The organism is Mycobacterium sp. AT1, assembly GCF_002043095.1.
Taxonomy (GTDB): domain Bacteria; phylum Actinomycetota; class Actinomycetes; order Mycobacteriales; family Mycobacteriaceae; genus Mycobacterium.
Window position 1 is genome coordinate 34,857 of sequence record NZ_MVOC01000075.1, and the last position, 26,157, is coordinate 61,013.

A 26,157-nucleotide genomic window follows, 5' to 3' on the forward strand; every position below is an offset into this window, starting at 1 on the left:
CGGCGTCGGACAACGCCGTGCCGTCTGAGAAACCTTCGCGATCGTCTTGGTCGCCAACGTGCCATGATGTGCGCCATGGCAAGCCGACCTCACCACCGGACCCTCTTGTCCGCACTGCCGCTCGTCGTGGCCGCGCTGACGGGTGTGGCCTGCGACTCCGGGACCGTGGTGAACACCGACGAGCCCCGGCCCACCGTCGAAACCAGCACCACGCCGCCGCCCCCGCTGGCGAACCGCCCCACCAACGACGCCCTCGTCAACGCCTTCGACTACGCCGCACCGCAGGCGGACGGCCAAACGGCCTACTACTTCAGCAGCCCCAGCAAGCGGTGGGTGTGCGCGATCGTGCCGCGCGTCGCGGCGGGGTGTCAGTCCTCGACCGGGTCGACGATCCCGATCAAGGGGGCGCCCGACACCGTGCCGGGCTCAGACGGCACCGACTCCGCGCCGAACGCCATCCAGGTGGGCAGGCTGGGCGATCCGAGCTTCGCCGCGCTCGACGCTCCCGGGTATTCGCTCGTTCCCGGTCCGGCCGCGATCCTTCCGTTCGGCAAGGTCCTGATCGTGTCCGGTTTCCGCTGCAACGTGCAGGAGGCCACCGGAATCTCCTGCGCCAGCGAGGTGACCGGCAACGGATTCACCTTCAGCGCTGACGGATTCACGCTTCAATACACCGATCTGCCCGCGTAGGGACCGCGCTTGCCCTCAGCCGCGTGGCGTGGTGGTGATGTGCACGTGGTCGAAATGGCCGTAACCCGAGGCCTGCGGACCGGCCGGCGTGTAGTACGTGCCGCGCCAGATCACGTCCTGGATTCCGAACCGGCCCGTGTTGCTCATCGCGAAGGCGAGTATCTCGTTTCCGAGCGCGATGCCCTCGGCGCTTTCGGGGTTGGGAATCATGATGTCGATCGCCAGTCCGCTGGGGTGCCACGGCTTGGAGTCCGGACGGACCCCGTCGATGGCAGAGATCTGGGGAAAGCGCGCGCTGACGGCCCTGGCAGCCAGAATCGTGTTGGGCTGCAAGCCCACCTCCGATGCCACACCGACGGGTAACGCCTCGGGAATGTCTACGACGGCACCCTCGGGCGGCGGGGCGACGTCGCCGGGAGGCAGTCCCGGCATCGCGGCGATCGCCGGAATCGCGTTGTCGATCACGGCCTGTTGCTGCGGTGTCAACACCGAATACTGCGCTTCCGCTGCTGCGATCTGACGCAGCAGTTCCTTCCACTTGCCCTGCAGCTCTGCGCGCACGGCGGCGGCCGATTCGGCCGCGGCACTGGCACCGGCAGCCGATTCCTCCGACGCCTTGGCCGCGGCGGACGCGCGCTCACGTGCCGATCGGAAGTCGGCCAACTGATCGGCGATCCCGGCGGCCACCGTCCGCTGCAGGGACAACTGGTCGATCAGCTGTTGCGGGGACGTCGCGGTAAGCACCGCCGCGAACTGACCGGTGCTCCCGCTGGTGTAGTTCATCGCCGCCACCCGGTCGAGCGCGGCCTGATGGGGCGCCAGCGCGGTGTTGGCGGCCTCGAGGGCTGTCAGGTCGGCACGGTGGCGGTCGGCGGCCGTCGCCTGCTCGGCCAGCCTGGCGTCGACGTCGCGCTGCGCCGCGGTGACGGCCTCGCGAGTCTGCACTGCCTGCTGGGACAGCTCGTCGAGCTTGGCCAACGCGTCGGCGGCCGGATCGGCGTTGACCTCACCCGTCACCGCAATCGCGACGAGGAGTCCGGCCAAGAGACCGCACGTCGTTCGCCGCAGACATTGGCGGACCCCGGTCACGCGGATTGTCACGATCCTTCGTTCGGGGACCACTCCTGGCCCGGCCGTCTACGTCCCGGGCAAGGCTACGAACTGACACCGACGATGTCTATTCGGAGTCGACCCGGTCAACGGGTCGGAGCGAACATCGGCGGGTTGAGCCGGGCGAACCCGGCCTGACGGTGATAGGGGAAGTACGGGTACGGCGCTTCCCTGGCGCTCACCGCGTCGAGCCGAGCGACCTGCTCGTCGCTCAGCGCCCACCCCACGGCTCCGAGGTTCTCGGCCAGCTGGGCGCCGTCCCGCGCGCCGACGATGACCGACGACACGGTCGGCCGCCGCAGCAGCCAGTTCAGCGCCACCTGGGGAACCGACCGCCCGGTCTCCTCGGCAATCGCGTCGAGTTCGTCGACGACGTCGAACAGCAGGGCCTCGTCAACGGGCGGCCCCGCATCCGCCGTCGCGTGCAGCCTGCTGCGTTCGGGCACCGCGGCACCGCGCCGGATGCGACCGGTCAGCCGTCCCCAGCCCAGCGGACTCCACACCAGAGCACCGACGCCCTGGTCGACGGCCAGGGGCATCAGTTCCCACTCGTAGTCCCGCCCGATCAGCGAGTAGTACACCTGATGCGCGACGTATCGCGACCGGTGCGCCGCGTCCGCGGCCGACAGCGACTTCATCAGCTGCCATCCCGAGAAGTTGGACACCCCGGCGTACCGAATCTTGCCCTGGCCGATGAGGCCGTCGAGGGTGTCGAGCACTTCGTCGACCGGTGTGTGCGCGTCGTAGGCGTGCAGTTGGAAGAGGTCGACGTGGTCGGTGCCGAGGCGACGCAGGGCGTTCTCCACCCCCTCGATGAGCCGCGAGCGCGAGGTTCCCGCCTGGCCGGGTCCGGCACCGAGCGGCAATCCGGCCTTCGTCGAGATCAGCACCTGGTCGCGCCTGCCCTTCAACGCGGCTCCGAGCACCTCCTCCGACGCGCCGTCGGAGTAGACGTCGGCCGTGTCGAACAGCGTGATCCCGGCGTCCAGACATGCGTCGACCATGCGGCGCGCCTCGTCGACGTCGACGGACCCCCACGCTTCGAAGAAGTCGCCCCGGCCCCCGAATGTCGCTGCACCAAAACTCAATTCAGAGACGACCAGTCCTGAATCGCCCACCTGTCGATATTCCACGCCAAACTCCCTAATGAGACGATATTCCCGTTAGTGAGGTTAACACCGGTCTGGCCTTAACGACACCGCAGTCCCGTTATGATGGCCGCATGACCGCCGCGACCAGACCTGGCGGCCGCACCGCCGCCGTCAGGGACGCGGTCCTGCGCGCCGCCGCCGACCTACTCGTCGAATACGGCCTCGAGGGCGTCGAATTGGCCGCGGTCGCCGAGCGGGCCGGGGTCGGCAAGTCGACCCTCTACCGGCGGTGGGGAACGGTTGCGGCACTCGTCGCCGATCTGCTGGTCGACATGGCGGACACCTCGTCGCGGCGCCCCGCCACCGGCTCGCTGTCGACCGACCTGCTGGCCGCGGCGAAACTGATCCGGCGCACGTTGACCGACCCACGCCAGGGACCGCTGTTCAAGGCCATCATCGCCACCGCCACCTGCGACCCGACCACTGCCAACGCCCTGGCGGCCTTCTACCGCAAGCGCGTCGACGAGGTGTCACACGTCGTCACCGACGCGGTCGCGCGCGGCGAGGCTCCGGACGGCGTCGACGCACGAGAAGTCATCCGCCACCTGTCGGCGCCGTTGTACTACCGCTTCCTGACCGACACGGCCCCGATCTCGGCCGCCGACGTTCGACGCTCGGTGGCCCTGACCATGGCAGGGGTGCACGCCGGCGTCTTCGGCCCGTGAGTTCCGCGAGCTACTCCGCCAGCGCCTCGAACAACGAGGCCAACTGACTCGGCGACAGGTCGACGCCACACTGAGCCTTGACGTCCTTGAGCGGCTGGACGATTCGCTGCAGGTCCAGGAACTCGCCGGGATGGGCCAGGAAGTATCCGCGCACCGATGACCGCGCCACCTCCGGCGGTTGGCTGGCCGCGGCGGTCAGCACGTCGTCGGCAGGCGGGTGTGCGTCCAGGTAGGCACCCGCCGAACTCAACACGCCGCTGGCCGTCGCGGCGAAACCGCTGGCCTTGCACGGCGCCGCACCGGCGGCGGGCAGGTTGCCGACACCTACCGCGACGGCCCCGATCGCACACGCGCCGGCGATCCCGGTGGCAGTGCGGCGCAAGGTGGAGGCAAACAGATTCATGGCGGTGAGTCCTTTGGATGTCGAGCCGGGCCTGCCGTGTCTCAGCCAACGTACAGAATTGCCAACCCGTCGTCCTGGCAACCGAACTACTCCCCAATCCGCCCAGGTATGTTGCTTAGGCAAGCCTCACTCGACGACTGCCGGGCCACGACCCGCGCGGAAGGGATGTACTCGATGCGATCACCTTGGAGGCGGATCGGCGTCCTGCTGACCGCCGTCGTCCTCGTCGCGAGCGCGACGGCGTGCTCGTCGGCATCCGACGAGTCCGACGGGCTGTTGATCTACAACGCCCAGCACGAGTCGTTGACCAAGGAGTGGATCGACGCCTTCACCAAGGCGACCGGCATCAAGGTCACCTACCGCCAGGGTGGCGACACCGAACTGGGCAACCAGCTGATCGCCGAGGGTGCCTCGTCGCCCGCCGACGTCATCCTCACCGAGAACTCACCCGCCATGGCCGCCGTCGAGAAGGCGGGCCTGTTCGCCGACGTCGACCCCGCCACCGTCGCGCAGGTCCCCGCGCAGTACCGGCCCGCCACCAACAAGTGGACCGGCGTCGCCGCGCGCACCACCGTCTTCGCGTACAACACGTCCAAGCTCACCGAGGCTCAGCTGCCCAAGTCGATCATGGATTTGGAGAAGCCGGAGTGGAAGGGCCGCTGGGGTGCGCCGCCCGTCAAGCCGGACTTCCAGGCCATCGTGGCGGCCATCCTCGACCTCACCGGGGAGCCCGCGACGGCGGCCTGGCTGGCCGGGATGAAGTCGGGCGCGGAGATCTTCCAGGACAACATCGCGACGCTACGGGCGGTCAACGCAGGCGAGGTCGACGGCGGCGTCATCTACCACTACTACTGGTTCCGCGATCAGGCCAAGACCAAGGAGATCAGCGGCAACACCGCTCTGCATTACTTCCGCAACCAGGACCCAGGCGCGTTCGTCTCCATTTCCGGTGGCGGCGTGCTGAATTCGAGCAAGAAGAAGGACGACGCCCAGAAGTTCCTCGCCTTCGTGACGAGCAAGGCCGGCCAGGAGGTGCTCGAGAAGGGCACCTCGTTCGAATACCCGGTCGCCAGCGGCGTGCCAGCCAACCCGGCGCTGGTACCGCTGGCCGACCTGCAGGCCCCCGCGGTCAACCCGTCGGACCTCGACTCCAAGAAGGTCACCGACCTGATGACGACGGCCGGCCTGCTCTAGATGGCGCGGTAGGTGATCACCGACACGGTCCCGGCGGCGCGGCGCCCGGCATCCGTCGAGCGGCCGGGGCCGGTGCTCGTCGGTGCCGTCGCGGTCGTCGTCGCGGCGACCTTCGTGCCGCTGGGCTACGTCGTCTGGTCGGTGGTCGCCACCGGACCGTCAGAGGTCTACGCTCTCGTCGTCCGCCCGCGAGTGGTCGAATTGCTGGTCAACACAGTCGGACTCGTCGTGGTGACGGTGCCGCTGTGCGTGGTGCTCGGCGTCGGTGCGGCCTGGTTGGTGGAGCGCACCGACGTGCCGGGGCGCTCGCTGTGGCGGCCGCTGCTCGTCGCGCCCCTTGCCGTGCCCGCGTTCGTCAACAGCTATGCGTGGGTCAGCGTGGTGCCGTCGTTGCACGGCTTCTTGGCCGGGATTCTGGTCGCGACGACGTCGTACTTTCCGTTCGTCTACGTGCCCGCGTCGGCGACGCTGCGCAGGCTCGACCCCGCCATGGAGGAATCGGCCAGAGCGTTGGGGTCCAGCCCGGCCGGCGCCTTCTGGCGGGTGGTCCTCCCCCAGTTGCGGCTCGCGATCCTCGGCGGCGGACTGTTGATCGGGGTGCACCTGCTTGCCGAGTACGGTGCGTTCGCGATGCTGCGATTTCCCACCCTGACGACGGCCATCTTCGAACAGTTCCAGGCCACGTTCGACGGTGCGGCGGGCAGCACCCTCGCGGGCGTCCTCGTTCTGCTCTGCCTGGTGCTGCTGGTCGGCGAGGCAGCCGCCCGCGGCACCGCCAGGTACGCCAGAGTGGGCTCCGGCGCCGCCCGTCGCCTCTCGCCGCATCGGTTGGCAGGCATGGCGATTCCCGCCTTCTCGGCACTCCTGGTCCTCGCCGTGCTGGCACTCGGAGTGCCCGCCTGGACCATCGCCCGCTGGCTGTGGATCGGCGGCTCGAGCGTCTGGACCGACGGCGAGATCGCCTCCGCGACCGTGCAGACCGCGGGTCTGGCGGCGGTGGCCGCGGTGGCGACGACCGTGCTCGCGTTCCCGTTCGCCTGGGTTGCGGTGCGGTACCGCGGAGTGTTCGCCCGGTTCGTGGAGGGCTCCAACTTCGTCACCAGCTCCATGCCGGGAATCGTCACCGCGCTGGCCTTGGTCACCGTGGCCATCCGCGTCGCGCCACCGCTCTACCAAACCGTCACGCTGGTGCTGGCGGCCTACGTGCTGCTGTTCATGCCCCGCGCGATGGTCAACCTGCGATCCGGCCTTGCCCAGATTCCCCAGGGAATCGAGGAGGCGTCGCGATCGCTTGGCGTGTCCCCCACCCGAACACTCCTACGAATCACGCTGCGGCTCACCGCCCCCGCCGCCGCGGCGGGGGCGTCGCTGGTGTTCGTCGCAGTTGCCACCGAACTGACCGCCACCCTGCTGCTGGCCCCGACCGGCACCAGCACGCTGGCGATGCGGTTCTGGTCGCTGAGCAGCGAGCTCGACTACGCGGCCGCCGCGCCGTACGCGCTGCTGCTGGTGGCCCTGTCGGTGCCGGTGACGCTCGTGCTGTTCCGACAGTCGACGAAGGCGGCCGCACTATGACCGGAAGCGCACTCGAGATCGCCGGTTTGGCAAAGTATTTCGGCAGCGATCGGGTTCTGCACGGTGTCGACCTGAGCGTGCCTGCGGGTTCGGTCACGGCGGTCGTCGGCGCGTCGGGCTGCGGCAAGACGACACTGCTGCGTCTGGTCGCGGGGTTCGAGACACCCGACGCCGGCACCATCTCCATCGCCGACCGCACCGTCGCCGACGCCGACGACTGCGTCCCCGCGCACCGCAGGGACGTCGGCTACGTCGCGCAGGACGGTGCCCTGTTCCCGCACCTGACCGTCGGACAGAACATCGCCTACGGCTTGAGTGGCAGTGCCCGCAGCACCCGCGCCAGGGTCACCGAACTGCTCGCCACGGTGTCCCTCGACGCCGACATGGCGCGCCGCCGGCCACACCAGCTCTCGGGTGGCCAGCAGCAGCGGGTGGCGCTGGCACGGGCGCTCGCCCGCGAACCCGCGCTGATGTTGCTCGACGAACCGTTCAGCGCGTTGGACACCGGTCTGCGCTCGTCCACCCGCAAGGCCGTCGCGCAGCTTCTCGCCGAGGCAGGAGTGACGACGCTCCTGGTCACCCACGATCAGGAGGAAGCCCTGTCGATCGCCGACCAGGTCGCCGTGATGCGCGACGGGCGGTTCACCAAGGTCGGCACCCCGCACCAGGTCTACTTCACGCCGGGTGACGAGTTCACCGCCCGGTTCCTCGGGGACTGCGTGCTGTTGCCCGGCACGATCACCTCCCGGGTCGCCGACTGCTCGCTGGGCCGGGTGCCCGTGCGCGACGGTGCCGACGACGGGCCCGCGACCCTGGTGCTGCGGCCCGAACAACTCGTCGCGACCACCGTGTCCGACGGCGACCGCGGCGCAGGCGTCGGCACGGTGCTGTCGTCGGAGTTCCGCGGCCACGACGTCCTACTCGTCGTCGACGTCGGCGGGGGCGAACCGATCACCGTCCGCCAGCACGGGCTCGATCCGCCGACCGTCGACGCCAAGGTCCGCGTCGACGTCGTCGGGACCGCGGCGACACTCGACGAGCGGCCGTGATGTTCGGCCGCCTCGTCGACCACCTGGCCTCGCGCGGCGACGATTCCGCGCTGCTGACCGTCGACCGACGACTGTCCTACCGCCAGCTCGCCGACGACGTCGCGGCCAGCGCGTCGGACCTCGGCTCGCGACGCAGACTGGTCCTGCTGGAGACCCACAACGACGTCGACACCCTGGTGAACTACCTCGGCGCGCTCGCGGGTGGCCACGTCGTACTGCCCGTGACCGCCGACGCCGACCACACCGCGATGGTCGACGCGTACGACCCCGACGTAGTCATCCGCGACGGCTCGGTGCTGCACCGCCACCACCCCGCCCACGAAATCCATCCCGATCTCGCCCTGCTGCTGTCCACCTCCGGCAGCACGGGGTCACCGAAGCTGGTGCGACTGTCGAGGACCAACCTGGCCTCCAACGCCGAGGCCATTGCGACCTACCTCGACATCCGCCACACCGACCGGGCCGCGACGACGTTGCCCATGTCCTACTGCTACGGCCTCTCGGTGGTCCACAGTCATCTGTTGCGTGGCGCCGGCCTCATCCTCACCGACGACTCGGTGGTCGAGGACGGGTTCTGGGACCTGATGCGCGCACACCGCGGGACGACGTTCGCGGGCGTCCCACACACGTTCGACCTGTTGGACCGCATCGGGTTCGACGACATGTCGCTGCCGCACCTGCGCTACGTCACCCAGGCCGGCGGCCGACTCGCCCCCGACACGGTCCGCCGGTACGCCGAGCTCGGTCGACGCCGCGGCTGGCAACTGTTCGTGATGTACGGCGCCACCGAGGCGACCGCCCGAATGGCTTATCTGCCACCGGAACTCGCCTACGAGAACCCGACCGCGATCGGGGTGCCCATCCCCGGTGGCGCGTTCGATCTCATTCCCGCGGACGGGATGGAGGACCAAACCGGGGAGCTCGTCTACCGCGGCCCTGGCGTGATGATGGGTTACGCGCACACCCCCGACGACCTCACGACGGGCCACACCGTCGAGGCTCTTCGCACCGGCGACCTTGCGCGTCGGCGCCCCGACGGCCTCTACGAGGTGGTCGGCCGCATCAGCCGGTTCGTGAAGCTCTACGGCCTCCGCATCGACCTGCAACGCGTCGAGACCGCCCTGCAAGACGCCGGAGTGACGGCGATCTGCGCCGAGGGTGACGGTGCCCTGCTGGTGGCGGCCACCGACCGTCCCGCGGGGTGCGACGTCGCACTCGTCGCCGCCCATGCCTCCGGGCTTCCCCGCTCGGCCGTTCGCATTCTCGACGTCGACGAGATCCCGAGGCTGCCGTCGGGCAAACCCGACCTTCTCGGCGTCCGCGCGCTGGCCGATCGCACCGCGGCGACGGAGCGGGACGCCGCGGACCTTCGCGTCCTGTTCGCAGACGTCCTTCACCTCGACGCCGCGTCGGTCGACCCGCAGGCCAGTTTCGTCGACCTCGGCGGGAACTCGCTGTCCTACGTGGCGATGTCGGTGCGGCTCGAACGCGCGCTCGGTCATTTGCCCGCCGACTGGCCGCGGCTGCCGCTGCGCGACCTGGAGGCCACCAGGAGAAGCCGCCGGTGGTGGGGCACCACGCTGGAGACCAGCGTCGCGCTGCGGGCCGTCGCCATCGTCCTCGTCGTCGGCTCACACGCCGGGCTGTACACGCTGTGGGGCGGTGCCCACGTACTGCTAGGCATCGCCGGCTACAACTTCGGGCGGTTCTGCCTGACCCCGCTGCCCCGCGCCCAACGCGCCAGGCACCTGGTGAGCACCATCGCGTGGATCGCCGTGCCCTCGGTCGCGTGGGTGGCCATCGCCTTGGTGATCACCGACGACTACACCGCGTCGAATCTGTTGCTGGCCAACAAGTTCCTCGGCCCGGACGACAGCATGACGGCAGGCAGGCTGTGGTTCGCCGAAGTCGTGGTCTGGGTTCTGGTGGGGTTGGCGGTGGTGTGCGCGACCCCGATCGCCGACCGGCTCGAACGGCGTCGGCCGTTCGCGTGGGCGTGTGCGTTCGTGGCAGTGGGCTTGGCGGTCCGGTTCGACGGTTTCGGCATGGGTCGCGAGGCGTGGTTCACCGTGCTCGCCTTCTGGTTCTTCGCCATCGGCTGGGCGGCGTCGAAGGCCACGACCGTCTGGCAGCGCGCCGCCGTCACCGCGATGCTCGCCGTCGGGATCGTCGGCTACTTCGGCAACCCGAACCGGGAACTGCTGGTGTTCACCGGCTTGGCGTTGCTGATCTGGCTGCCCGCCATCCGCTGCCCGTCGGCGTTCACGGTGGCGGCGGGCGTCCTTGCCGAGGCGTCGCTCCTGATCTACCTGGTGCACTACCAGGTGTATCCGCTGTTCGGGGAGCACCGGCTGCTTGGCGTCGTCGCATCCCTCGGTGTGGGGGTGCTGTTGACGATGCTGCTGACCATGGCGCGCAGACGGATTCGCCTCGTCGGCGCTCGGCCGGTCGGCTCGAGGGTTACTTCTCCCGCTCGGCGATGAGGCCCTCCTGCACCACGGTCGCCGCGATGCCGCCGTCCTCGCCTAGCAAGCTGCCGGTGATGACGCCCCTACCCCGCGCCGCCGCGGGCGACCTGGTCTCCAACAGGTTCCACCGGTCGGCCCGCACCGGGCGGTGAAACCAGATCGACGAGTCCGTCGTGCCGCTGCGGTGGGTCCGGGCCGCCATGGAGTGGCCGTGCACCTGCAGAGCCGGGTCGATCATGTAGACGTCGCACACGTATGCCGCGATCACGTCGTGCAGCAGAGGATCCTCGGGAACCGGCACCAGGACCCGCCACCACAGTCGTCGGACGAACTCCCCCGTCGACCGGTCGTCGACGACGCGAATGTCGATCTCGTCCAACGGCATCGACGGCGCGGGCCCCGGTGGTCCGGTTCGCGGCAAGGTCTCGGGATCCTCCGGAAGCGCAGCCACGCGACCATGCTCGGGGCCGGCCATCGGAAGCGAGAACGAGACGGTGGCCGCCGTGATCACGCGGCCCGCCTGCCGCGACACCACCCGCCGGGCCGAGGCGGTCCGGCCGTCGAAGACGCGCTCCACGGAGTAGTCGACGTCGTCGCCGGCCTCGCCGCCGCGCAGGAATTGCAGATGCATGTTGACGGGCCGCTTGGCGGGCTCGACCGTGCGGGCGGCGGCCGCCAGCGACTGTCCCATGAACTGACCGCCGAACGCACGCTTGCCCTCGGGACCGCTGGCGGCGCCGATCCACGAATCGTCGGAATCGCCCGACCGGACGTCGAGCAGTCGCAGCAGCGCGCTCACGAGACGGTGCCCGCCTCGGTCAGCTGGCGAATCTCGTCCTCCGACAGGCCAAGCCGGTCCCGAAGCACCTCCGCGGTGTGGTCGCCGAGCGCGGGCGCCGGCACCGCGGGCCGGTAGGCGCCGTCCACCTGCAGTGGCAGCCCTGGCGCCAGATGGGTCCCGATGCGCGGCTGGTCGAGTGCGCTGAACAACGGGTTGTCGGTCACCTTGGGGTCGCTGGCGGTCTCGGCGAACGTGCGGTAGCGCTCCCACAGCACCGACGTCGTCGACAGTGCGGCGCCGATCTCCTCGGCGGTGTGATCGGTGAACCACACCGTGAACAATCCCGTCAGCGCGTCGCGGTGGCGATACCGCTGCCCCTCGTCGCTGAAGTCGGCACCGAGCGCATCACCAAGCGCGGCAACGGCTTTGGTCGTACCCGTCAGCTCGGCCAAATCCCGGAAGTGCCGCCCGGTGAGCGCGACGACCATGAACGACACCCCGTCGCCGCTGACGAACGTCTGGCCATACTGCCCGTAGATCGAGTTGCCGATGCGCTCGCGCGCCACCCCGTTGACCATCACCTCGGTCAAGAAACTCAGATTGCCCGCCGTGGCCAGGGCGACGTTCTCCAGGGGGATGCCGACGCGCTGTCCCTCCCCGGTGGCGTCGCGGTGGCGCAGCGCGGCCGTCACCGCCAGCGCGACGTACAGCCCGCAGGCGACGTCCCAGGCGGGCAGCACGTGGTTCACGGGGCCGCCGGATTCCGGTGACCCCGTCACCAACGGAAAGCCGACCCCGGCGTTGACGGTGTAGTCGACCCCCGTACCGCCGTCGGCCCGCCCCGACACCTCGACGTGAATGAGGTCGGGCCGGAGCTTGACCAGCTCCTCGTACGAATGCCATTGCCGCCCCGCGACATTGGTGATCAGAATGCCGCAGTCGACGACGAGCCGGGTGATCAGCTCCTGCCCGGCGGCAGACCGGACGTCCACCGCCGCGGACAGCTTCCCCTTGTTCAGCCCGGCCCAGTAGATGCTCTCCCCGTCGTCGGTGACGGGCCATCGGTGATAGTCGGCGGCGCCGCCGACGGGGTCGACGCGGATCACCTCGGCGCCCAGTTGGGCCAGCGTCATGCCGCCCAGCGGCACCGCGACGAAACTGGAGATCTCGACGATCCGCACTCCGGCCAACGGCCTGGCGGCATCCCGGACGGTCACGGTCAGATGAGCTCGACGGCGTCGGCGATGGAGTCGAGAACCCGGCTCGGCCGGAACGGGTACTTCTGGATGTCGGCCACGGTCGTCGACCCGGTGAGCACCAGGATGGTCTCCAGCCCGGCCTCGATGCCTGCGACGACGTCGGTGTCCATCCGGTCCCCGACCATGAAGGTGGTCTCCGAGTGCGCCTCGATGCGGTTGAGCGCGCTGCGGAACATCATCGGGTTGGGCTTGCCGACGAAGTACGGCTCCCGGCCGGTGGCCTTGGTGATGAGCGCCGCGACCGAGCCGGTGGCGGGCGTCGGCCCCTCTGCCGACGGACCGGTGACGTCGGGGTTGGTGGCGATGAAGCGGGCGCCGCCACCGATGAGGCGGATGGCCTTGGTGATCGCCTCGAACGAGTACGTCCGCGTTTCGCCGAGGACGACGAAGTCCGGCCCGGTGTCGGTGAGCGTGTAGCCCACCTCGTGCAACGCCGTCGTCAGGCCGGCCTCGCCGATGACGTAGGCGGACCCGCCGGGCAACTGGTCGTGCAGGAACGCGGCGGTCGCCAGGGCCGAGGTCCAGATCGCCTCCTCCGGCACTTCGAGGCCGGAGCGCAGCAGTCTGGCCGCGAGGTCGCGCGGGGTGAAGATCGAGTTGTTGGTCAGCACCAGGAAGGGCCGCTTCTTCTCCGCGAGTCGCTGAAGGAACTCGGCGGCCCCCGGTAGGGCACGTTCCTCGTGGACGAGGACGCCGTCCATGTCGGTCAGCCAGGACTCCGGTGTAGATCGCATCGCCTCAGCGTACGACGACGCCGCTCCGTTCCCGAGGCGCCCCGAAGGTCGCCCGGTGCGACGGCGGCTGGCGGCCGTCGACGTCGGTGATGCCGTAGCGCATCGCCAGCTCGGCGCCGATCACGGTCTGACCGGTGAGTTCGCCAAGCCGCGGATCGCGCCACAGGGCGTCGACGAGGTACCCGGTGAATTCAGGTGTCTCGGCGTGCTTGGCCGTCTCGGCGAGCGCGTCGGGATGCCCGGCGAAGGCGCTGCGGAACTTCTCGGTCAGCAGGATGCCCATCCAGATCGACAGGGTCGTCACGCCGGTGCCCTCGAAGTCGACCGCCATGTCGGCGGCCATCTTGTCGACGCCCGCCTTCTGCGCGCCGTATGCAGGACCGTGCATGTACACCACCGAACCCGGCGACGAGGTGAACACGATCAACCCGCGGCGGTGCGGCACCATCAGCCGCGCGGCGTGCCACGACGCGACGTAGGCCGAGCGCAGCCCGACGTCGAGCACGTCGCCCAGCTCGAGTGGCTTCTCCCAGAACGGTTTCGACGAGGTCAGCCGATCGCTGATCGCCGCGGCGTTGTTGACCAGCAGGTCGAGCGCGCCGCATTCGTCGGCCACCCGCTCGAACAGGGCGGCGACCTGCGCGTCGTCGCGGTGGTCGACGGTGACCGCGACACTGCCGTCGCCGAGGTCCGTCACGGTCCGCCCGGTCAGGTAGACCCGCCACCCCGCCGTCAGCAGCGCGGTGGCGATGCCCCGGCCGGCACCACGGCTGGCCCCGGTGACGACCGCGACGGGGGGTCGCTCCTCGGCGCTCATGGTCAGTCGGGGAGTCGCAGCTCGGGCTTCTCGACCTCTTCGATGTTCACGTCCTTGAACGTGATCACCCGGACCTGCTTGACGAAGCGGGCCGGTCGGTACATGTCCCACACCCACGCGTCGGCCAGGCGAAGCTCGAAGTAGACCTCGCCGTCGGCGTTGCGCGGCACCAGCTCGACGCTGTTCGCGAGGTAGAACCGGCGCTCCGTCTCCACGACGTAACTGAACTGCCCCACGATGTCCTTGTATTCGCGGTACAGCGAGAGCTCCATCTCGGTTTCGTACTTCTCGAGATCTTCGGCACTCATCGGTTCAGTGGTCCTTCGTTCGGTGTGACGTACATCTTTCCTCAGCCGATTTCGGCATGCTGCCCGGCCTCCCCAACCGACACCCGTCGGACATTGACGAACGAGAACCGATGCTCGCTGCAGGGGCCCCGCTCGGCCAGCGCCGCGGTGTGAAACGGCGTGCTGTACCCCTTGTGGACGGCGAAGCCGTACCCGGGATGGCTCGACTCCATCTGCACCATCAGCCGGTCCCTGCTCACCTTGGCGAGCACGCTCGCCGCCGCAATGCAGGCCGCCGCGGCGTCACCACCGACCACCGGCAGCGACGGCATGGGCAACCCCGGCACCCGAAAGCCGTCGCTCAGAACGTATCCCGGCCGAAGCGACAGCCCGGCCACGGCGCGGCGCATGCCCTCGATGTTGGCGACGTGAACCCCTCGCCGGTCGACTTCCGTCGAGGGGATGAAGACCACGTGGTACGCCAACGCGTAACGCCGGATCAACGGGAAGAGGCGTTCACGTTCGCGCTCGTTGAGCTTCTTGGAGTCGTCGAGTGCCGCCAGGCTCTCCAAGCGATTGGGTCCCAGCACGCAGGCCGCGACGACGAGCGGCCCAGCGCATGCGCCGCGCCCCACCTCGTCGACGCCGGCCACCGGACCCAACCCACCCCGGTAGAGCGCGGATTCGATCGTGCGCAACCCCGCGGACTTGCGGATGACGGCTCGAGGCGGCCAGGTCGCCGGCAAGAGGGCTCCTACTGCGTGGTCTGCGGGTTGACTGCCGAGACACTGCCCCAGCGACCGGGCGGCCAGGCGATGAAGCGCGCCTTGCCGATCACGTTGTCGACGGGAACCGTGCCTGCCATCGGGTCGCCGGTGCACAGCAGACCCTTCTGAGCGTCCGCAGGCAAGTTGGTGCAGTGGGCGCGCGAGTCGGCGGAGTGCGTGCGGTTGTCCCCCATCACCCACAACCGGTTCTCCGGCACCTTCACCGGACCGAACTCGTTGCCGAGGCACGGGTAGATCGACGGATCCGCCATCATCGTGTTCACGTCGAGGTACGGCTCGTTGAGCTTCTTGCCGTCGACGGTCAGCCCGGTGGCGGCCCGGCACTCGACCGTTTGGCCGCCGGTCGCGATGACACGCTTGACGAGGTCGTTCTCGTCAGGAGGAACGAAGCCGATGAACGACAACGCGTTCTGCAGGTAGCGGATCGGGGTGCTGTCGGAGCGGATCGACTTGTAGCCGATGTTCCAGGCAGGCGGCCCCTTGAAGACGATGACGTCACCCGGTTCCGGCGTCGAGAAGTCGTAGGTGACCTTGTCGACCATGATCCGATCGCCGACGCAGCCTGCGCAGCCGTGCAACGTCGGCTCCATCGACTCGGACGGAATCAGGTACGGCCGGGCGATGAACGTGAGCATCACGTAGTACAGAACCAGCGCAATGCTCAGAAGGATCGCGGCTTCGCGGACGGCGCCGCGCTTCTTCGGCGGATCCTCGTCTTGGTCGACAGTGTCTTGGTCGACGATGTCTCGATCGGCGGCGTCGGGGGCCTCGGGGGATCCGGTCACGCCATCAGAGTAGTCAGCGCGGCGCTCGGCGCCGCGCTGCTCGGGGTCCAACCGTCACACCCGTCCGGGCGTACCGCCGGCGACGATCAGCGCTTTTCCTTGATCTTGGCCTTCTTGCCACGCAGTTCGCGCAGGTAGTACAGCTTCGCGCGACGGACGTCACCGCGGGTGACGACGTCGATGTGGTCGATGTTCGGGGAGTGCAGCGGGAAGGTGCGCTCGACGCCGACGCCGTAGCTCTCCTTGCGCACGGTGAAGGTCTCCCGGACTCCGCCGCCCTGCCTACGGAGCACGACGCCCTTGAAGACCTGGACGCGCTCCTTGGAACCCTCGATGACCTTCACGTGAACGTTCACGGTGTCGCCAGGACCAAAGGCTGGGATGTCGTCGCGCAGCGACGGCTGGTCGATGAAGTCCAGGGTGTTCATCGGTGACACTTCCTCGTTGTTCGGATCATGTAATCGTGATCTCGGTTGCGGCCGTGGGCGTCACGTCGACGTGCGACGTGTCACCGGACCGTGGTCTTCGCGCTTCTCGCACCAGGTGGGGACGACTCATCCCCGCCGTGCGTAGGCAACTGCTCGATTGTGCCAGATGGGGCGAGTAACGGCGAAATCCTGAGCCGTTGAGCACCGACTCTTCCACACCCTGCCGTCTCCGCTGCGGACGCGGCGCGCATCCGGAACGGTTAGGCTAGGGACACGGTTTCACCGCAATCATCCGCAGCAATCGTCCAGGGAGGGCCATGTTCCGGCAGCCGTCCAAGCTGCTGATGGTCACTGCGCTCACGGCGACGGTCGTCACGGTCGCCTCTGGCTGCGAGGCCAAGGTGTACGGCACCCCGCCAGACCCCGCGACGCCTGCACTCACCGTCGTCGCCCCGTTGGGCAGCATGGCACCCCTGCCGGAGGCCCCGCCCGACGAGCCGGCCGCCGCGTTCAGCGGGCTCGAGATGCGCGAACGGCAAGCCACCACCGCCGCCGCCGACGACGGGGCCGACATCACGGCCTTGGTCCTGGACCGCAACACCGGGCAGATGGTGTCCAACGGAAATTCGACGACCATCGCGATCGCCTCGGTGGTCAAGCTCTTCATCGCCGACGATCTGCTGCTTCAGGTATCCAAGGGACAGACCCAGCTCTCCCCCGAGGATCACGTCAACTTCGACCGGATGCTGCGCCAGTCCGACGACAGCGCGGCCGAGGTCTTCTGGAATCGCAGCGGAGGCAACGCCATCGTCACGCGCGTCGCGGCCCGGTACGGGTTGGCGTCGACGCGGCCGCCGAGCAACGGTCGGTGGTGGAACACCATCAGCACCGCGGCCGACCTGGTGCGCTACTACGACATGATGATGTCCGGCACGGGCGGCCTCCCGCCCGAGCAGGCCAATGTCATCCTCTCCAACCTGGCGCAGTCGGCCCCGCTGGCGCTGGACGGCACCCAACCTGGAGGCGTGTATCCGCAGCGGTTCGGCATTCCCGACGGATTGTTCGCCGAACCCGTTGCAGTCAAGCAAGGCTGGATGTGTTGCATCGGATCCGACTGGATGCACCTGTCGACCGGCGTGATCGGGCCGGACCGCCGCTACGTCATGGTGATCGCGTCGATGCAGGCCGCCGATTCCGCCACCGCCCGCGAGACCATCACGCAGGCGGTCAAGACGATGTTTCCCGGCGGCCGCATCTAGGCCCGTCTAGTTCTCGGCCAACAAATCTGGTCGGCGCTCGCGGGTGCGCTGCAACGACTGCTCGCGACGCCACGCGGCCACCTTGCCGTGATTGCCGGACAGCAGCACGGGCGGCACGTCGAGCCCGCGCCAGCTGGGCGGCCTGGTGTAGCTGGGGCCCTCGAGCAGCCCGTCAGAGTGCGAATCATCTTGGTGTGACACGGGATTGCCGAGTACGTCGGGAAGAAGTCGGACGACGGCCTCGATCATGACCAGGGTTGCGGATTCCCCGCCGGCCAGGACGTAGTCGCCGATGGACACCTCCTCGACGCGCATCCTGCGCGCCGCGTCGTCGACCACCCGCTGGTCGATGCCCTCGTAGCGGCCGCACGCGAAGACCAGATGCGCTTCGGCGCTCCACCGCTGAGCGTCGGCCTGGCGGAAGGGTCGACCCGCCGGGGTCGGAACGACGAGAAGCGTGTCGGGCGTGCAGACTTCGTCGAGAGCCTCACCCCACACGGGTGCCTTCATGACCATGCCGGGGCCGCCACCGTACGGAGAGTCGTCCACCGAGTGGTGCACGTCGTAGGTCCAGCGCCGAAGGTCGTGGACGGCTATCTCGATGATGCCGTTGTCGATTGCCTTGCCGGGCAACGACTGCCGCAGCGGATCGAGATAGTCGGGAAAGATGGTGAGGACGTCAACACGCATGGCGTCGCACTAGATCGAGTCCAAGTCCAGCAGGCCCTCGGGCGGGTCGATCTCGACGACACCGTCCTCCAGAGACACCGCGGTCACGATGGCGCCGACGAAGGGGACCAGAATCTCCGGACCGTCGCCTTCGCCTGGACGCACCGCCAGGATCTCCCCCGCCGCGGTGTGCAGCACCTCGGCGACGGTGCCCACGTCCAACCCGGCCGTGGTGCGCACCCGGAGGCCTTCGAGTTGATGGTCGTAGAACTCGTCGGGATCCTCGATCGGGGGCAGATCCGCCACGTCGACGACGAAGAGGCTGCCGCGCAACGCATCTGCGGCGTCACGGCTCGCGACGCCCTCCAGGCGCACCAGCAGCCGCCCACTGTGTTCGCGCATCGAGTCGACGACGAGTCGTCTCTCCGTCTTGTCGCGCGCCCTGGCCCGAAGGGTGCTACCGGGCGCGAAGCGCTCGTAGGGGTCGTCGGTCCGGACGTCGACGACGACCTCGCCGCCGATTCCGTGCGCCTTGACGACACGTCCGACGACGAGGTCCATGATCGAGTTGCCTACTGGGCTTCTATTGATCCGTGTCCACCACGTCGACGCGGATGCCGCGGCCGCCGATGCCGGCGACCAACGTCCGTAGCGCCGTCGCGGTGCGGCCACCGCGGCCGATGACCTTTCCGAGGTCGTCGGGGTGCACGTGCACCTCGACGGTGCGCCCACGACGATTGGTCACCAGGTCGACCCTGACGTCATCGGGGTTGTCGACGATGCCACGCACCAGGTGCTCGACGGCGTCGACGACGACAGTGCTCATTCGGTGGCGGCGTCGGCGACTGCGGCGTCGGCGGGTGCCTCCGCGGCCTCAGCAGCCGGCGCGGCGTCGTCGGCCTTCTTGGCAGGCGCCTTCTTCTTCTTGGCCGTGGTCGCGTCACCCGTGGGGGCGTCGTCGGCGGCGGCGAGAGCGGCGTTGAACAGGTCCAGCTTGCTGACCTTGGGCTCCTTGACGCGCAGGGTGCCCTCGGCGCCCGGCAGGCCCTTGAACTTCTGCCAGTCACCCGTGATCTTCAGCAGCGCGAGGACGGGCTCGGTGGGCTGCGCGCCCACGCTCAGCCAGTACTGCGCACGCTCGGAGTCGATCTCGATGAAGCTGGGATCTTCCTTCGGGTGGTACTTGCCGATGACCTCGATGGCGCGACCGTCACGGCGGTTACGCGCGTCGGCGACCGAGATGCGGTACTGGGGGTTGCGAATCTTGCCGAAGCGGGCGAGCTTGATCTTGACAGCCATGTGAAACGACTTCTCCTGTGATTGCCACGCTGGCAATTCAGCGACGCGGGCGGATTGCCCGGTCCGGTTTTGCCTTGCGTGTGTGACCGACGGGCAGCGCATCGAGCGAGCGGCAGAAGCACCGATCTCGCGTCGAACCGGGGTCGCCCGTCAGACAGCGGCCCATTCTGCCAGACCACGGCCCATCGGCGGAAATCGCGTCAGACGATGCGGTCGAAGCACTTCGTCTCGACGCGCCGCGTCATGCGCCACCCGTCGCCCGTGCGGATGAACTCGTCGTCGTACCAGAGCCCGCAGAACAGGATCTGGCCGTCGTCGCCGAGCTTCATCGGGTTGAAGCACAGGATCCGGGACTTCGCGGAGTCGCCCGAGACCCGGACGTCGAAGTTGCCGATCAGATGCGAGTACGCCGGGAAGTTCGGCAGCACCTCCGAAAGCCACTTCTTCACGTCCGCAAAGGTGCCGTCGATTCCGCCCATTGCGCGGTAGTCGATGTAGGCCTCGGGGGTGAACACCCGGTCCAGGTCGTCGAACCGCCGCGTGTCGATCGCGGTGGAGTAGTCGACGAGGAGCTGTTGGATTTCGAGGCGGTCGGAGATCTCTTCCAGACTCAGCATGTGTTCGATTGAACACCTCGCCCCGGTGTCAGGCCTGCGGACCCTCCGAGGGTGGCCAGTGCTCCCCAGGCGACACGTCGCCCGGCTCGGTGTGGTCACCGCGGGACAGCGGCACCCACTGCTCGCTGGGAGCGGGCTGCATCGACGACGGGAAGTCGCGGAGCTTGCCGGAGGGCTTGGCGTCCCACGCCTCGAACGTCAGCGGCGTCTCGAGCCAGCTCTCCAGCAGCAGGTAGCACGCCTCCAACGAATCGAGGTGGCTGCGCTCCCAGCCGTGGCTGCCGTCCAACCCGAACGCGACCAGCGCCGCCCTGGTGTTGGCACCCGCTTCGATCGCCGCCGCCGCATCCGACCGGTAGAACCGAAAGATGTCCCGCGCGTGGGCGATTCCCTTCTCCTTGGCCAGGCGGAGCAGGTTTCGCGTCAGGTGGTAGTCGAAGGGACCGTGCAGGTCGGCCATCGGGATGGTGACGCCATGCTCGAGCGAGTGCTGACCGGGTGCGCAGACCGCGTTGTCGACCGACACCAGCTCGGCGACGTCCGGCGGCAGTCCGCTGCTGGCGCCGTGCCCGACCTCTTCGGTGATGGTCACCATGATCGTGGTGCGGTGGGGCAGCACCACCTCGTCGGCCATCACCTTCTTCGCCAGCGCAAGGGCGACGGCGACACCCGCCTTTCCGTCGAGGTGGCGCGAGACGATGAAGCCGTCCTCGGTGAGTTCCGGGCTGGTGATGAACGCGACGAAGTCGCCGACGTTGAGCCCGATCTTCACCAGGTCATCACGGGTCGACACGTTGCGGTCGACGCGGACCTCCACGTGCTCCCAGTCGGTGATCTGGGTGTCGATCTCGTCGCCGTAGGCGTGCCCGGACGCCTTGAGCGGCATGACCGTACCGGTGATGAAGTCGTCGCTGTCGTCGGTGAAGATGCGCACCCGGGCGCCTGCGGCGAAGCGCGCCGAGAAGGTGCCGACCGGAATCAGCTCGAGACGTCCGTTGTCCTTGAGGTCGCGGACCATGCAGCCGATGGTGTCGGCGTGCACGACGATCGCCCGGTCCGTGGTGGCCGACTCCCCCGGCAGTTCGGCGGTCAGCGCACCGCGGCGGGTCAGCGTGAACGGCACGCCGAGCTCGTCGAAGATGCCACCGATCAACTGCATCACCGCGTCCGTCCGCCCCGACGGGCTGGGGGTCTGCAGCAGGGCGAGCAGCGTGTCGACCATCCAGCTGCGGTCGTCGGCGCTCATCCGTGCGGCGGTCGTTGGCGCGAGGTCAGTCAAGGTTGCCTTCCAAGTTCGTGGGTCTCGTGCATCGTCGGGCCGGGAGCTTAGCGACGTCAGTCCTGCGCGTCATGTCCGGGGACGGGGGTGGGTTGCCAGGCCCACGGCGTCGCGGCGGTACGGGGAAAGAGCAGGTCCACGAACGCCTGCGCCGTCGGCCGGGGTTCGTGATTGGCCAGCCCTGGGCGCTCGTTCGCCTCGATGAAGACGTACTCGTCACCATCGACGGAGGGCACGATCAGGTCGATTCCCGTGACCGGGATGCCGATCGCGTCGGCCGCGTCGACCGCGACCTTGGCGAGAACCGGATTCAGGTCGTCCGTCACGTCGCGGATGGTGCCGCCGGTGTGCAGATTGGCCGTGCGCCGCACCGTCAACCGCTCGTTGAGCGGCAGCACGTCGTCGAGCTCGAAGCCCGCCTCGCGGACGGTCTCGACGGTGAGGTCGTCGACGGGGATCACCGACTCGCCATGGGTGGCGGCAGCCCGGCGACGGCTCTGCGCCTCGACGAGTTGGCGGATGGAGTGGTCACCGCTGCCGACGACCTCGGGCGGACGTCGCAGCGCCGCCGCGATCACCTTGCCGTTGATGACGACGATGCGCAAATCCTCACCGGGACAACGCTCTTCTAGCAGGACGTCGGGGCACTGCTCGGCGGCAAACTCGACGGCGCGGTCCAGATCCTCGGGCCGCGTCACGCCGACGGTGATGCCCGCTCCCTGTTCGCCGCGGACCGGCTTCACCACCACCGAGCCCACCTCCCTGAGGAACTCGTGGTCCTCGTCGGAGAAGGTGACCGAATGCCCCTTGGGCACTCTGATTCCCGCTTCGGCGACGACGCGGCGGGCAACTCGCTTGTCGTCGCACCGACTCATCGCGACGGCGTTGGTGAGTTCGGACAGCGACTCCCGCGTCACGACGCTGGTGCCGCCGTGGGTGAGTTTGAGGTAGCCGCCCTTGGCGTCGAGCACCTGAACGGCGATGCCCCGCAAGATCGCTTCGTCGGCGATGATGCGGGCGTACGGGTTGAGCTGCGACAGTTCCTCTTCGGATTTGGCTGGCGCGAAGAGCTTTTCGTTGATCGCGTTCTTGCGCTTGACGCCGAGGACCGGCACCCGGATGAAGCCCATTCGCTCGTACAGCGCGATGGCGCCTTCGTTGTCGTGCAGCACCGACAGGTCCATTTGATGGCGTCCGCGCCGGATGAACTCCTCGATGAGCGACCTGACGAGCAGTCCCCCGGCCCCCGGCCGCGACAGCGTCGGGTCCACCGCGAGACACCAGAGGCTGGAACCGTTCTCCTCGTCGCCGAACAGTTGGGCGTGGTCGATTCCGGTGACGGTGCCGACGACGGCGCCCGTGTCGTCGTCGGTGACCACCAGGTACACCATGTGCGGTTCGTTCTGGCTGTTGTTCCACATCAGGTCGACGTCGGCGGGGACCATGCGGCACTGCAGGTAGATCTGGTTGATCGCCGCGCAGTCCTCGACCGTCGCCACCGGGCGCACCGACAGACCGGGAACCGGGGCGGGCTCGTAGTCCAACGGCTTCGTCAGATCGACCCGGTAGGTGAAGCTCGGGTCGATGAAGAACTCCTGCGGGTGCATGGCGACGAAGACGTGCGGCGCGTCGAGGTACATCCCGATGTCGCGACGCCCGCTCGCTTCGGCGCGGAGTGCGGTGCCGAACTGCTCGGGATCCTCACACGTCTGCCCGAAGACCAGGCGTCCCCAGCCGAGGTCCTGGATGACCGTCATGGTCACTTGACCCCGTCGACGTGGCGGGCCAGCCAGAGTTCCAACAAACCGATCTGCCACAACGGGTTTCCGCGCAGCGGCGTCAGGTTCCCGTTGGGGTCGGCAAGCATCCGGTCGACCGCGGCGGGCGCGAAGAGGCCACGGTCGCGGGCGGCGGAACTCTGCAGGGCGTCCTTCACCAGGTCGAGGTACGGACCCTGGAGGTGCTTGAGCGCGGGCACCGGGAAGTACCCCTTCGGTCGGTCGATGACCTCGTGCGGAATCACCTTGCGGGCGGCCTCCTTCAGGACGCCCTTGCCGTCGTAGGCCGTCTTGAGCTCCGGCGGGCACGTCGCGGCCAGCTCGACGAGCTCGTGGTCGAGGAACGGCACGCGGCCCTCCAGTCCCCACGCCATCGTCATGTTGTCGACGCGCTTGACCGGGTCGTCGACGAGCATCACGGTGGTGTCCAGCCGCAGGGCCCGGTCGGTCGCGGTGGCGGCGCCCGGGTGGGCGAAGTGGTCGCGGACGAACTCACCGGCGACGTCGGCGTCGAGATGCCACGCGGGAGCCAGCAGTTCGTCGAGACCGGCGTGGTCACGGTCGAAGAACGCCGTGCGGTAGCGCCCGAGCGCGGCGTCGACGTCGTCGTTCGCGGCGTGCGCCATCGGCGGATACCAGTGATAGCCGGCGAAGATCTCGTCGGCGCCCTGCCCGGACTGCACCACCTTGACGTGCTTGCTGACCTCTTGGGACAGCAGGTAGAACGCGACGCAGTCGTGGCTCACCATCGGCTCGCTCATCGCGCCGATGGTGTCGGTCAGCGCGGGCAGCATGCGGGCGGTGTCGATGCGGATCTGATGGTGGTCGGTGCCGTAGTGCCTGGCGATGACGTCGGAGTACTTGAACTCGTCGCCCTCCTCACCACCGGCGGCCTCGAAGCCGATGGAGAAGGTCGCCAGCCCATGCTGGCCCGCCTCTGCGAGCAGCCCGACGATCAGGCTGGAGTCCAGACCACCGGACAGCAGGCACCCGACGGGCACGTCGGCGACGAGGCGGCGTTCGACCGCGGTCCGCAGTGAGCCGAGGATCGCGTCCTGCCAGTCGGCCTCCGACCAGTTGGCGCGTTCGGCGGAGCGCTCGAACACCGGCTCCCAGTACGTGTGCGTGGTCCTCGAGCCGTCGGGTTCGATGCGCATGATGGTGCCCGGTTCGAGCTTGCGGACGCCCTTGAGGATCGTCCGCGGCGCGGGCACGACGGAGTGGAAGCTCAGATAGTGGTTCAGCGCGACTGGATCCAAGTCGGTGTCCACCCCGCCGGCAGCCACCAGGGCGGGCAATGACGACGCGAATCGGATGGCGCCCGTTCCGCCCCCTTCGTCGACCTCACTCCAGTAGAGGGGCTTGACGCCGAGGCGGTCACGGGCCAGCACGACTCGCCCGGTGGTCGTTTCGGCGACCGCGAAGGCGAACATCCCCTTGAGGTGGTCGACGACGCGTTCACCCCACTCGCGGTAGCCCTTGAGGATGACCTCGGTGTCGCTGTGGGAGAAGAAGCGGTGCCCCTTGCCGAGGAGCTCGCGCCTGAGCTCGGGGTAGTTGTAGATGCATCCGTTGAACGCGACGGTGAGGCCGAGTTCCGGGTCGTGCATGGGCTGGTGGCCGCTGGTGGACAGGTCGATGATCGCCAGCCGGCGATGACCGAAGGCCACTCCGCCGCTGGACCAGGCTCCGCCGCCGTCGGGACCGCGGGGCACCATGCAGTCCGTCATTGCGCCGATGGCAGCAAGATCGGCCGAGCGGCCTCTGGCTATTTCGCCGGCAATGCCACAAATGGTGATCGACTCCTCGGTGGTTTTAGCGAGTGAATTGGGGGTATGCGAGCGGGGCCTGTTTAGCCCAATTGCGGCGCCGTCAAACACCCCCGTGGCCCGGGTCACCCCTGCGGCGGCCAGTAGGCTGACCCTCCATGGCTCGGCTCTTTGGCGCTCTCGCGATCTTCGTCGCGACGCTTCTCCCCATATCTACGGTGCTCGCTTCTCCCCACGCAGTAGCCGACTCGGACGTCACCCCGGCCGGGGCAGCCCAGATTCCGACCGGACCCGCGCCGGCCTGGATCGTCGCCGACCTCGACTCCGGCCGGATCCTCGCCGGTCACGACGAATACGTCACCCATCCGCCCGCCAGCACGATCAAGGTGCTGTTGGCGCTGGTCGTGCTGGACGAGCTGCCGCTGGACGCCACGATCGTCGCCGACGCCGCCGACGCCAGGGCGGAGTGCAACTGCGCCGGAGTGACGGCAGGCCGCGTCTACACCACCAAGGAACTGCTCGACGGGCTGCTGCTGGTCTCGGGCAACGACGCCGCCAACACCCTGGCTCACATGCTCGGCGGCACCGACGTGGCCGTGGCCAAGATGAACGCCAAGGCGCTGCAACTCGGCGCCACCGGGACCCGGGCCGGTTCTCCGTCCGGCCTGGACGGGCCTGGCATCGACGGCTATACGACACCGCACGACTTGGCCGTCCTGTTCCGTGCGGCGCTGGAGAACCCGGTGTTCACCGCGGTCACGTCGTCGCCCACCGCGACGTTCCCCGGCGCCAACGGGCCCGTCACGCTGGTCAACCAGGACGAGTTGCTGGGCCGCTACCCGGGCATGCTCGGCGGCAAGACCGGTTTCACCGATCCAGCCCGCAAGACGTTCGTCGGGGCGGCCGCGCGCGACGGCCGGCGGCTGGTGGTCGCCATGATGTACGGCCTCGTCGTCGAGGGTGGGCCGACCTACTGGGATCAGGCCTCCGGCCTGCTCGACTGGGGCTTCGCTCAGGACGGGTCAGCGGGGATCGGCACGCTGTAGAACGCACCTGGCTCAAGCTTTTATCTCCGCCACGCCACGTCGGACCCCCCGCCTACAATCGAACACATGAGCGAGCAGAGTGCGGTGGCGGCGTTGCTGCAGCGGATGTGCTCCGCCGCGCGAGCCGAAGCCTGCGCCGCCGCCGAACGACTCGTCGCCATCGGAGAACTGGTCTCACTTAGGTTGGCCCAGGACGTCAATGCCACCGAGCTGTGGGTGGTCGACGCCACCGACGCCGTCACCCTGGAAGTCGCCGC

At 68.7% G+C, this 26,157-nt stretch carries 27 protein-coding genes and 1 pseudogene; 9 read left to right on the forward strand and 19 right to left on the reverse strand.

Annotated elements, in window-relative coordinates; genetic code table 11:
• Positions 1-75 precede the first annotated feature (75 nt).
• Positions 76-690, forward strand: coding sequence for a hypothetical protein (locus tag B1790_RS30200; protein WP_079926987.1), 615 nt, complete (start codon positions 76-78; stop codon positions 688-690).
• A gap of 15 nt (positions 691-705) precedes the next feature.
• On the opposite strand, the gene B1790_RS30205 is transcribed toward B1790_RS30200, so the two are convergent.
• Entirely contained in the window at positions 706-1,779 is a 1,074-nt protein-coding gene (locus tag B1790_RS30205; RefSeq protein ID WP_079926988.1) for a glycoside hydrolase, read from the reverse strand.
• Between the two features lie 107 nt (positions 1,780-1,886).
• Positions 1,887-2,933: an aldo/keto reductase gene (locus B1790_RS30210; protein WP_079926965.1), complete on the reverse strand. Its 1,047-nt coding sequence runs from the start codon at positions 2,931-2,933 to the stop codon at positions 1,887-1,889.
• An 89-nt stretch (positions 2,934-3,022) separates the two neighbouring features.
• Between B1790_RS30210 and B1790_RS30215 the strand changes: the two genes are divergently transcribed.
• Entirely contained in the window at positions 3,023-3,616 is a 594-nt protein-coding gene (locus B1790_RS30215; protein ID WP_079926966.1) for a TetR/AcrR family transcriptional regulator, read from the forward strand.
• 10 nt (positions 3,617-3,626) lie between these two features.
• On the opposite strand, the gene B1790_RS30220 is transcribed toward B1790_RS30215, so the two are convergent.
• Complete coding sequence (locus tag B1790_RS30220; protein ID WP_079926967.1) at positions 3,627-4,019, reverse strand: heme-binding protein; 393 nt, start codon at positions 4,017-4,019, stop codon at positions 3,627-3,629.
• A gap of 174 nt (positions 4,020-4,193) precedes the next feature.
• Here B1790_RS30220 and B1790_RS30225 point away from each other — a divergent pair, with 174 nt between their 5' ends.
• Genes B1790_RS30225 through B1790_RS30240 form a run of 4 tightly spaced genes read left to right on the forward strand, consistent with a single transcriptional unit; the run spans position 4,194 to position 10,320 of the window.
• Positions 4,194-5,213 carry an iron ABC transporter substrate-binding protein gene (locus B1790_RS30225; protein ID WP_079926989.1) on the forward strand — a complete coding sequence of 340 codons (1,020 nt, stop codon included), beginning with the start codon at positions 4,194-4,196 and terminating at the stop codon, positions 5,211-5,213.
• 12 nt (positions 5,214-5,225) lie between these two features.
• Entirely contained in the window at positions 5,226-6,788 is a 1,563-nt protein-coding gene (locus B1790_RS30230; RefSeq protein ID WP_079926968.1) for an iron ABC transporter permease, read from the forward strand.
• Entirely contained in the window at positions 6,785-7,837 is a 1,053-nt protein-coding gene (locus B1790_RS30235) for an ABC transporter ATP-binding protein (protein ID WP_079926969.1), read from the forward strand. The genes B1790_RS30230 and B1790_RS30235 overlap by 4 nt, the downstream gene beginning before the upstream one ends.
• The gene (locus B1790_RS30240; RefSeq protein ID WP_079926970.1) at positions 7,837-10,320 is read left to right on the forward strand and encodes an AMP-binding protein; all 2,484 of its coding nucleotides are present in this window, start codon (positions 7,837-7,839) and stop codon (positions 10,318-10,320) included. The genes B1790_RS30235 and B1790_RS30240 overlap by 1 nt, the downstream gene beginning before the upstream one ends.
• Here the strand turns inward: B1790_RS30240 and B1790_RS30245 are convergent.
• The 8 genes from B1790_RS30245 to rplS all read right to left on the reverse strand — a co-directional run bounded on the left by B1790_RS30245 (position 10,298) and on the right by rplS (position 16,184).
• On the reverse strand, positions 10,298-11,104 hold the full coding sequence (locus tag B1790_RS30245; protein WP_079926971.1) for an acyl-CoA thioesterase II: 807 nt from the start codon (positions 11,102-11,104) through the stop codon (positions 10,298-10,300). The genes B1790_RS30240 and B1790_RS30245 overlap by 23 nt on opposite strands.
• A complete protein-coding gene (locus B1790_RS30250) occupies positions 11,101-12,309 on the reverse strand; it encodes a CoA transferase (RefSeq protein WP_369832456.1) in 1,209 nt (402 codons plus the stop codon). Before B1790_RS30250 ends, B1790_RS30245 begins: the two co-directional genes overlap by 4 nt.
• Positions 12,306-13,079, reverse strand: a complete 774-nt coding sequence (locus B1790_RS30255) for an HAD-IIA family hydrolase (protein WP_079926973.1) — start codon at positions 13,077-13,079, stop codon at positions 12,306-12,308. The genes B1790_RS30250 and B1790_RS30255 overlap by 4 nt, the downstream gene beginning before the upstream one ends.
• Before the next feature lie 4 nt (positions 13,080-13,083).
• Positions 13,084-13,896, reverse strand: coding sequence for an SDR family NAD(P)-dependent oxidoreductase (locus B1790_RS30260; protein ID WP_079926974.1), 813 nt, complete (start codon positions 13,894-13,896; stop codon positions 13,084-13,086).
• Positions 13,897-13,898: 2 nt separating this feature from the next.
• A complete protein-coding gene (locus B1790_RS30265) occupies positions 13,899-14,204 on the reverse strand; it encodes a DUF2469 domain-containing protein (RefSeq protein WP_024450376.1) in 306 nt (101 codons plus the stop codon).
• Between the two features lie 41 nt (positions 14,205-14,245).
• A complete protein-coding gene (locus B1790_RS30270; protein WP_079926975.1) occupies positions 14,246-14,929 on the reverse strand; it encodes a ribonuclease HII in 684 nt (227 codons plus the stop codon).
• 8 nt (positions 14,930-14,937) lie between these two features.
• The gene (lepB, locus tag B1790_RS30275) at positions 14,938-15,756 is read right to left on the reverse strand and encodes a signal peptidase I (RefSeq protein WP_079926990.1); all 819 of its coding nucleotides are present in this window, start codon (positions 15,754-15,756) and stop codon (positions 14,938-14,940) included.
• Between the two features lie 86 nt (positions 15,757-15,842).
• On the reverse strand, positions 15,843-16,184 hold the full coding sequence (gene rplS, locus B1790_RS30280) for a 50S ribosomal protein L19 (protein WP_056548924.1): 342 nt from the start codon (positions 16,182-16,184) through the stop codon (positions 15,843-15,845).
• A 317-nt stretch (positions 16,185-16,501) separates the two neighbouring features.
• Between rplS and B1790_RS30285 the strand changes: the two genes are divergently transcribed.
• Positions 16,502-17,443, forward strand: coding sequence for a hypothetical protein (locus B1790_RS30285; protein WP_079926976.1), 942 nt, complete (start codon positions 16,502-16,504; stop codon positions 17,441-17,443).
• A 6-nt stretch (positions 17,444-17,449) separates the two neighbouring features.
• Here the strand turns inward: B1790_RS30285 and trmD are convergent, their stop codons facing one another.
• From trmD to B1790_RS30325, 8 genes are all read right to left on the reverse strand, one after another.
• Positions 17,450-18,133, reverse strand: a complete 684-nt coding sequence (gene trmD, locus B1790_RS30290; protein WP_079926977.1) for a tRNA (guanosine(37)-N1)-methyltransferase TrmD — start codon at positions 18,131-18,133, stop codon at positions 17,450-17,452.
• A 9-nt stretch (positions 18,134-18,142) separates the two neighbouring features.
• Positions 18,143-18,673, reverse strand: a complete 531-nt coding sequence (rimM, locus tag B1790_RS30295) for a ribosome maturation factor RimM (RefSeq protein ID WP_079926978.1) — start codon at positions 18,671-18,673, stop codon at positions 18,143-18,145.
• Positions 18,674-18,695: 22 nt separating this feature from the next.
• Positions 18,696-18,938 (reverse strand): RNA-binding protein, encoded by a 243-nt coding sequence (locus B1790_RS30300; RefSeq protein WP_056548932.1) that lies wholly within the window; start codon positions 18,936-18,938, stop codon positions 18,696-18,698.
• The gene (gene rpsP / locus B1790_RS30305) at positions 18,935-19,411 is read right to left on the reverse strand and encodes a 30S ribosomal protein S16 (RefSeq protein ID WP_056548934.1); all 477 of its coding nucleotides are present in this window, start codon (positions 19,409-19,411) and stop codon (positions 18,935-18,937) included. Before rpsP ends, B1790_RS30300 begins: the two co-directional genes overlap by 4 nt.
• 200 nt (positions 19,412-19,611) lie before the next feature.
• Entirely contained in the window at positions 19,612-20,028 is a 417-nt protein-coding gene (locus B1790_RS30310; RefSeq protein ID WP_079926979.1) for a nuclear transport factor 2 family protein, read from the reverse strand.
• Between the two features lie 28 nt (positions 20,029-20,056).
• Entirely contained in the window at positions 20,057-21,274 is a 1,218-nt protein-coding gene (locus B1790_RS30315; RefSeq protein ID WP_079926980.1) for an osmoprotectant NAGGN system M42 family peptidase, read from the reverse strand.
• Between the two features lie 89 nt (positions 21,275-21,363).
• The gene (gene ngg, locus B1790_RS30320; protein ID WP_079926981.1) at positions 21,364-23,064 is read right to left on the reverse strand and encodes an N-acetylglutaminylglutamine synthetase; all 1,701 of its coding nucleotides are present in this window, start codon (positions 23,062-23,064) and stop codon (positions 21,364-21,366) included.
• A gap of 2 nt (positions 23,065-23,066) precedes the next feature.
• Entirely contained in the window at positions 23,067-24,878 is a 1,812-nt protein-coding gene (locus B1790_RS30325; protein WP_079926991.1) for an N-acetylglutaminylglutamine amidotransferase, read from the reverse strand.
• 134 nt (positions 24,879-25,012) lie between these two features.
• Here B1790_RS30325 and B1790_RS30330 point away from each other — a divergent pair, with 134 nt between their 5' ends.
• Entirely contained in the window at positions 25,013-25,900 is an 888-nt protein-coding gene (locus B1790_RS30330; RefSeq protein WP_079926982.1) for a D-alanyl-D-alanine carboxypeptidase family protein, read from the forward strand.
• Positions 25,901-25,966: 66 nt separating this feature from the next.
• Positions 25,967-26,157, forward strand: a pseudogene (locus B1790_RS30335) (hypothetical protein); the annotation flags it as partial.

Bases quoted from the DNA above. Each gene is read 5' to 3' on its own strand.
- B1790_RS30200 (WP_079926987.1), top strand. From the start codon at position 76: ATGGCAAGCCGACCTCACCACCGGACCCTCTTGTCCGCACTGCCGCTC.
- B1790_RS30215 (WP_079926966.1), top strand. From the start codon at position 3,023: ATGACCGCCGCGACCAGACCTGGCGGCCGCACCGCCGCCGTCAGGGAC.
- B1790_RS30220 (WP_079926967.1), bottom strand. From the start codon at position 4,019: ATGAATCTGTTTGCCTCCACCTTGCGCCGCACTGCCACCGGGATCGCC.
- B1790_RS30225 (WP_079926989.1), top strand. From the start codon at position 4,194: ATGCGATCACCTTGGAGGCGGATCGGCGTCCTGCTGACCGCCGTCGTC.
- B1790_RS30235 (WP_079926969.1), top strand. From the start codon at position 6,785: ATGACCGGAAGCGCACTCGAGATCGCCGGTTTGGCAAAGTATTTCGGC.
- B1790_RS30240 (WP_079926970.1), top strand. From the start codon at position 7,837: ATGTTCGGCCGCCTCGTCGACCACCTGGCCTCGCGCGGCGACGATTCC.
- B1790_RS30255 (WP_079926973.1), bottom strand. From the start codon at position 13,079: ATGCGATCTACACCGGAGTCCTGGCTGACCGACATGGACGGCGTCCTC.
- B1790_RS30260 (WP_079926974.1), bottom strand. From the start codon at position 13,896: ATGAGCGCCGAGGAGCGACCCCCCGTCGCGGTCGTCACCGGGGCCAGC.
- B1790_RS30265 (WP_024450376.1), bottom strand. From the start codon at position 14,204: ATGAGTGCCGAAGATCTCGAGAAGTACGAAACCGAGATGGAGCTCTCG.
- rplS (WP_056548924.1), bottom strand. From the start codon at position 16,184: ATGAACACCCTGGACTTCATCGACCAGCCGTCGCTGCGCGACGACATC.
- B1790_RS30285 (WP_079926976.1), top strand. From the start codon at position 16,502: ATGTTCCGGCAGCCGTCCAAGCTGCTGATGGTCACTGCGCTCACGGCG.
- trmD (WP_079926977.1), bottom strand. From the start codon at position 18,133: ATGCGTGTTGACGTCCTCACCATCTTTCCCGACTATCTCGATCCGCTG.
- rimM (WP_079926978.1), bottom strand. From the start codon at position 18,673: ATGGACCTCGTCGTCGGACGTGTCGTCAAGGCGCACGGAATCGGCGGC.
- B1790_RS30300 (WP_056548932.1), bottom strand. From the start codon at position 18,938: ATGAGCACTGTCGTCGTCGACGCCGTCGAGCACCTGGTGCGTGGCATC.
- rpsP (WP_056548934.1), bottom strand. From the start codon at position 19,411: ATGGCTGTCAAGATCAAGCTCGCCCGCTTCGGCAAGATTCGCAACCCC.
- B1790_RS30310 (WP_079926979.1), bottom strand. From the start codon at position 20,028: ATGCTGAGTCTGGAAGAGATCTCCGACCGCCTCGAAATCCAACAGCTC.
- B1790_RS30315 (WP_079926980.1), bottom strand. From the start codon at position 21,274: ATGAGCGCCGACGACCGCAGCTGGATGGTCGACACGCTGCTCGCCCTG.
- ngg (WP_079926981.1), bottom strand. From the start codon at position 23,064: ATGACGGTCATCCAGGACCTCGGCTGGGGACGCCTGGTCTTCGGGCAG.
- B1790_RS30330 (WP_079926982.1), top strand. From the start codon at position 25,013: ATGGCTCGGCTCTTTGGCGCTCTCGCGATCTTCGTCGCGACGCTTCTC.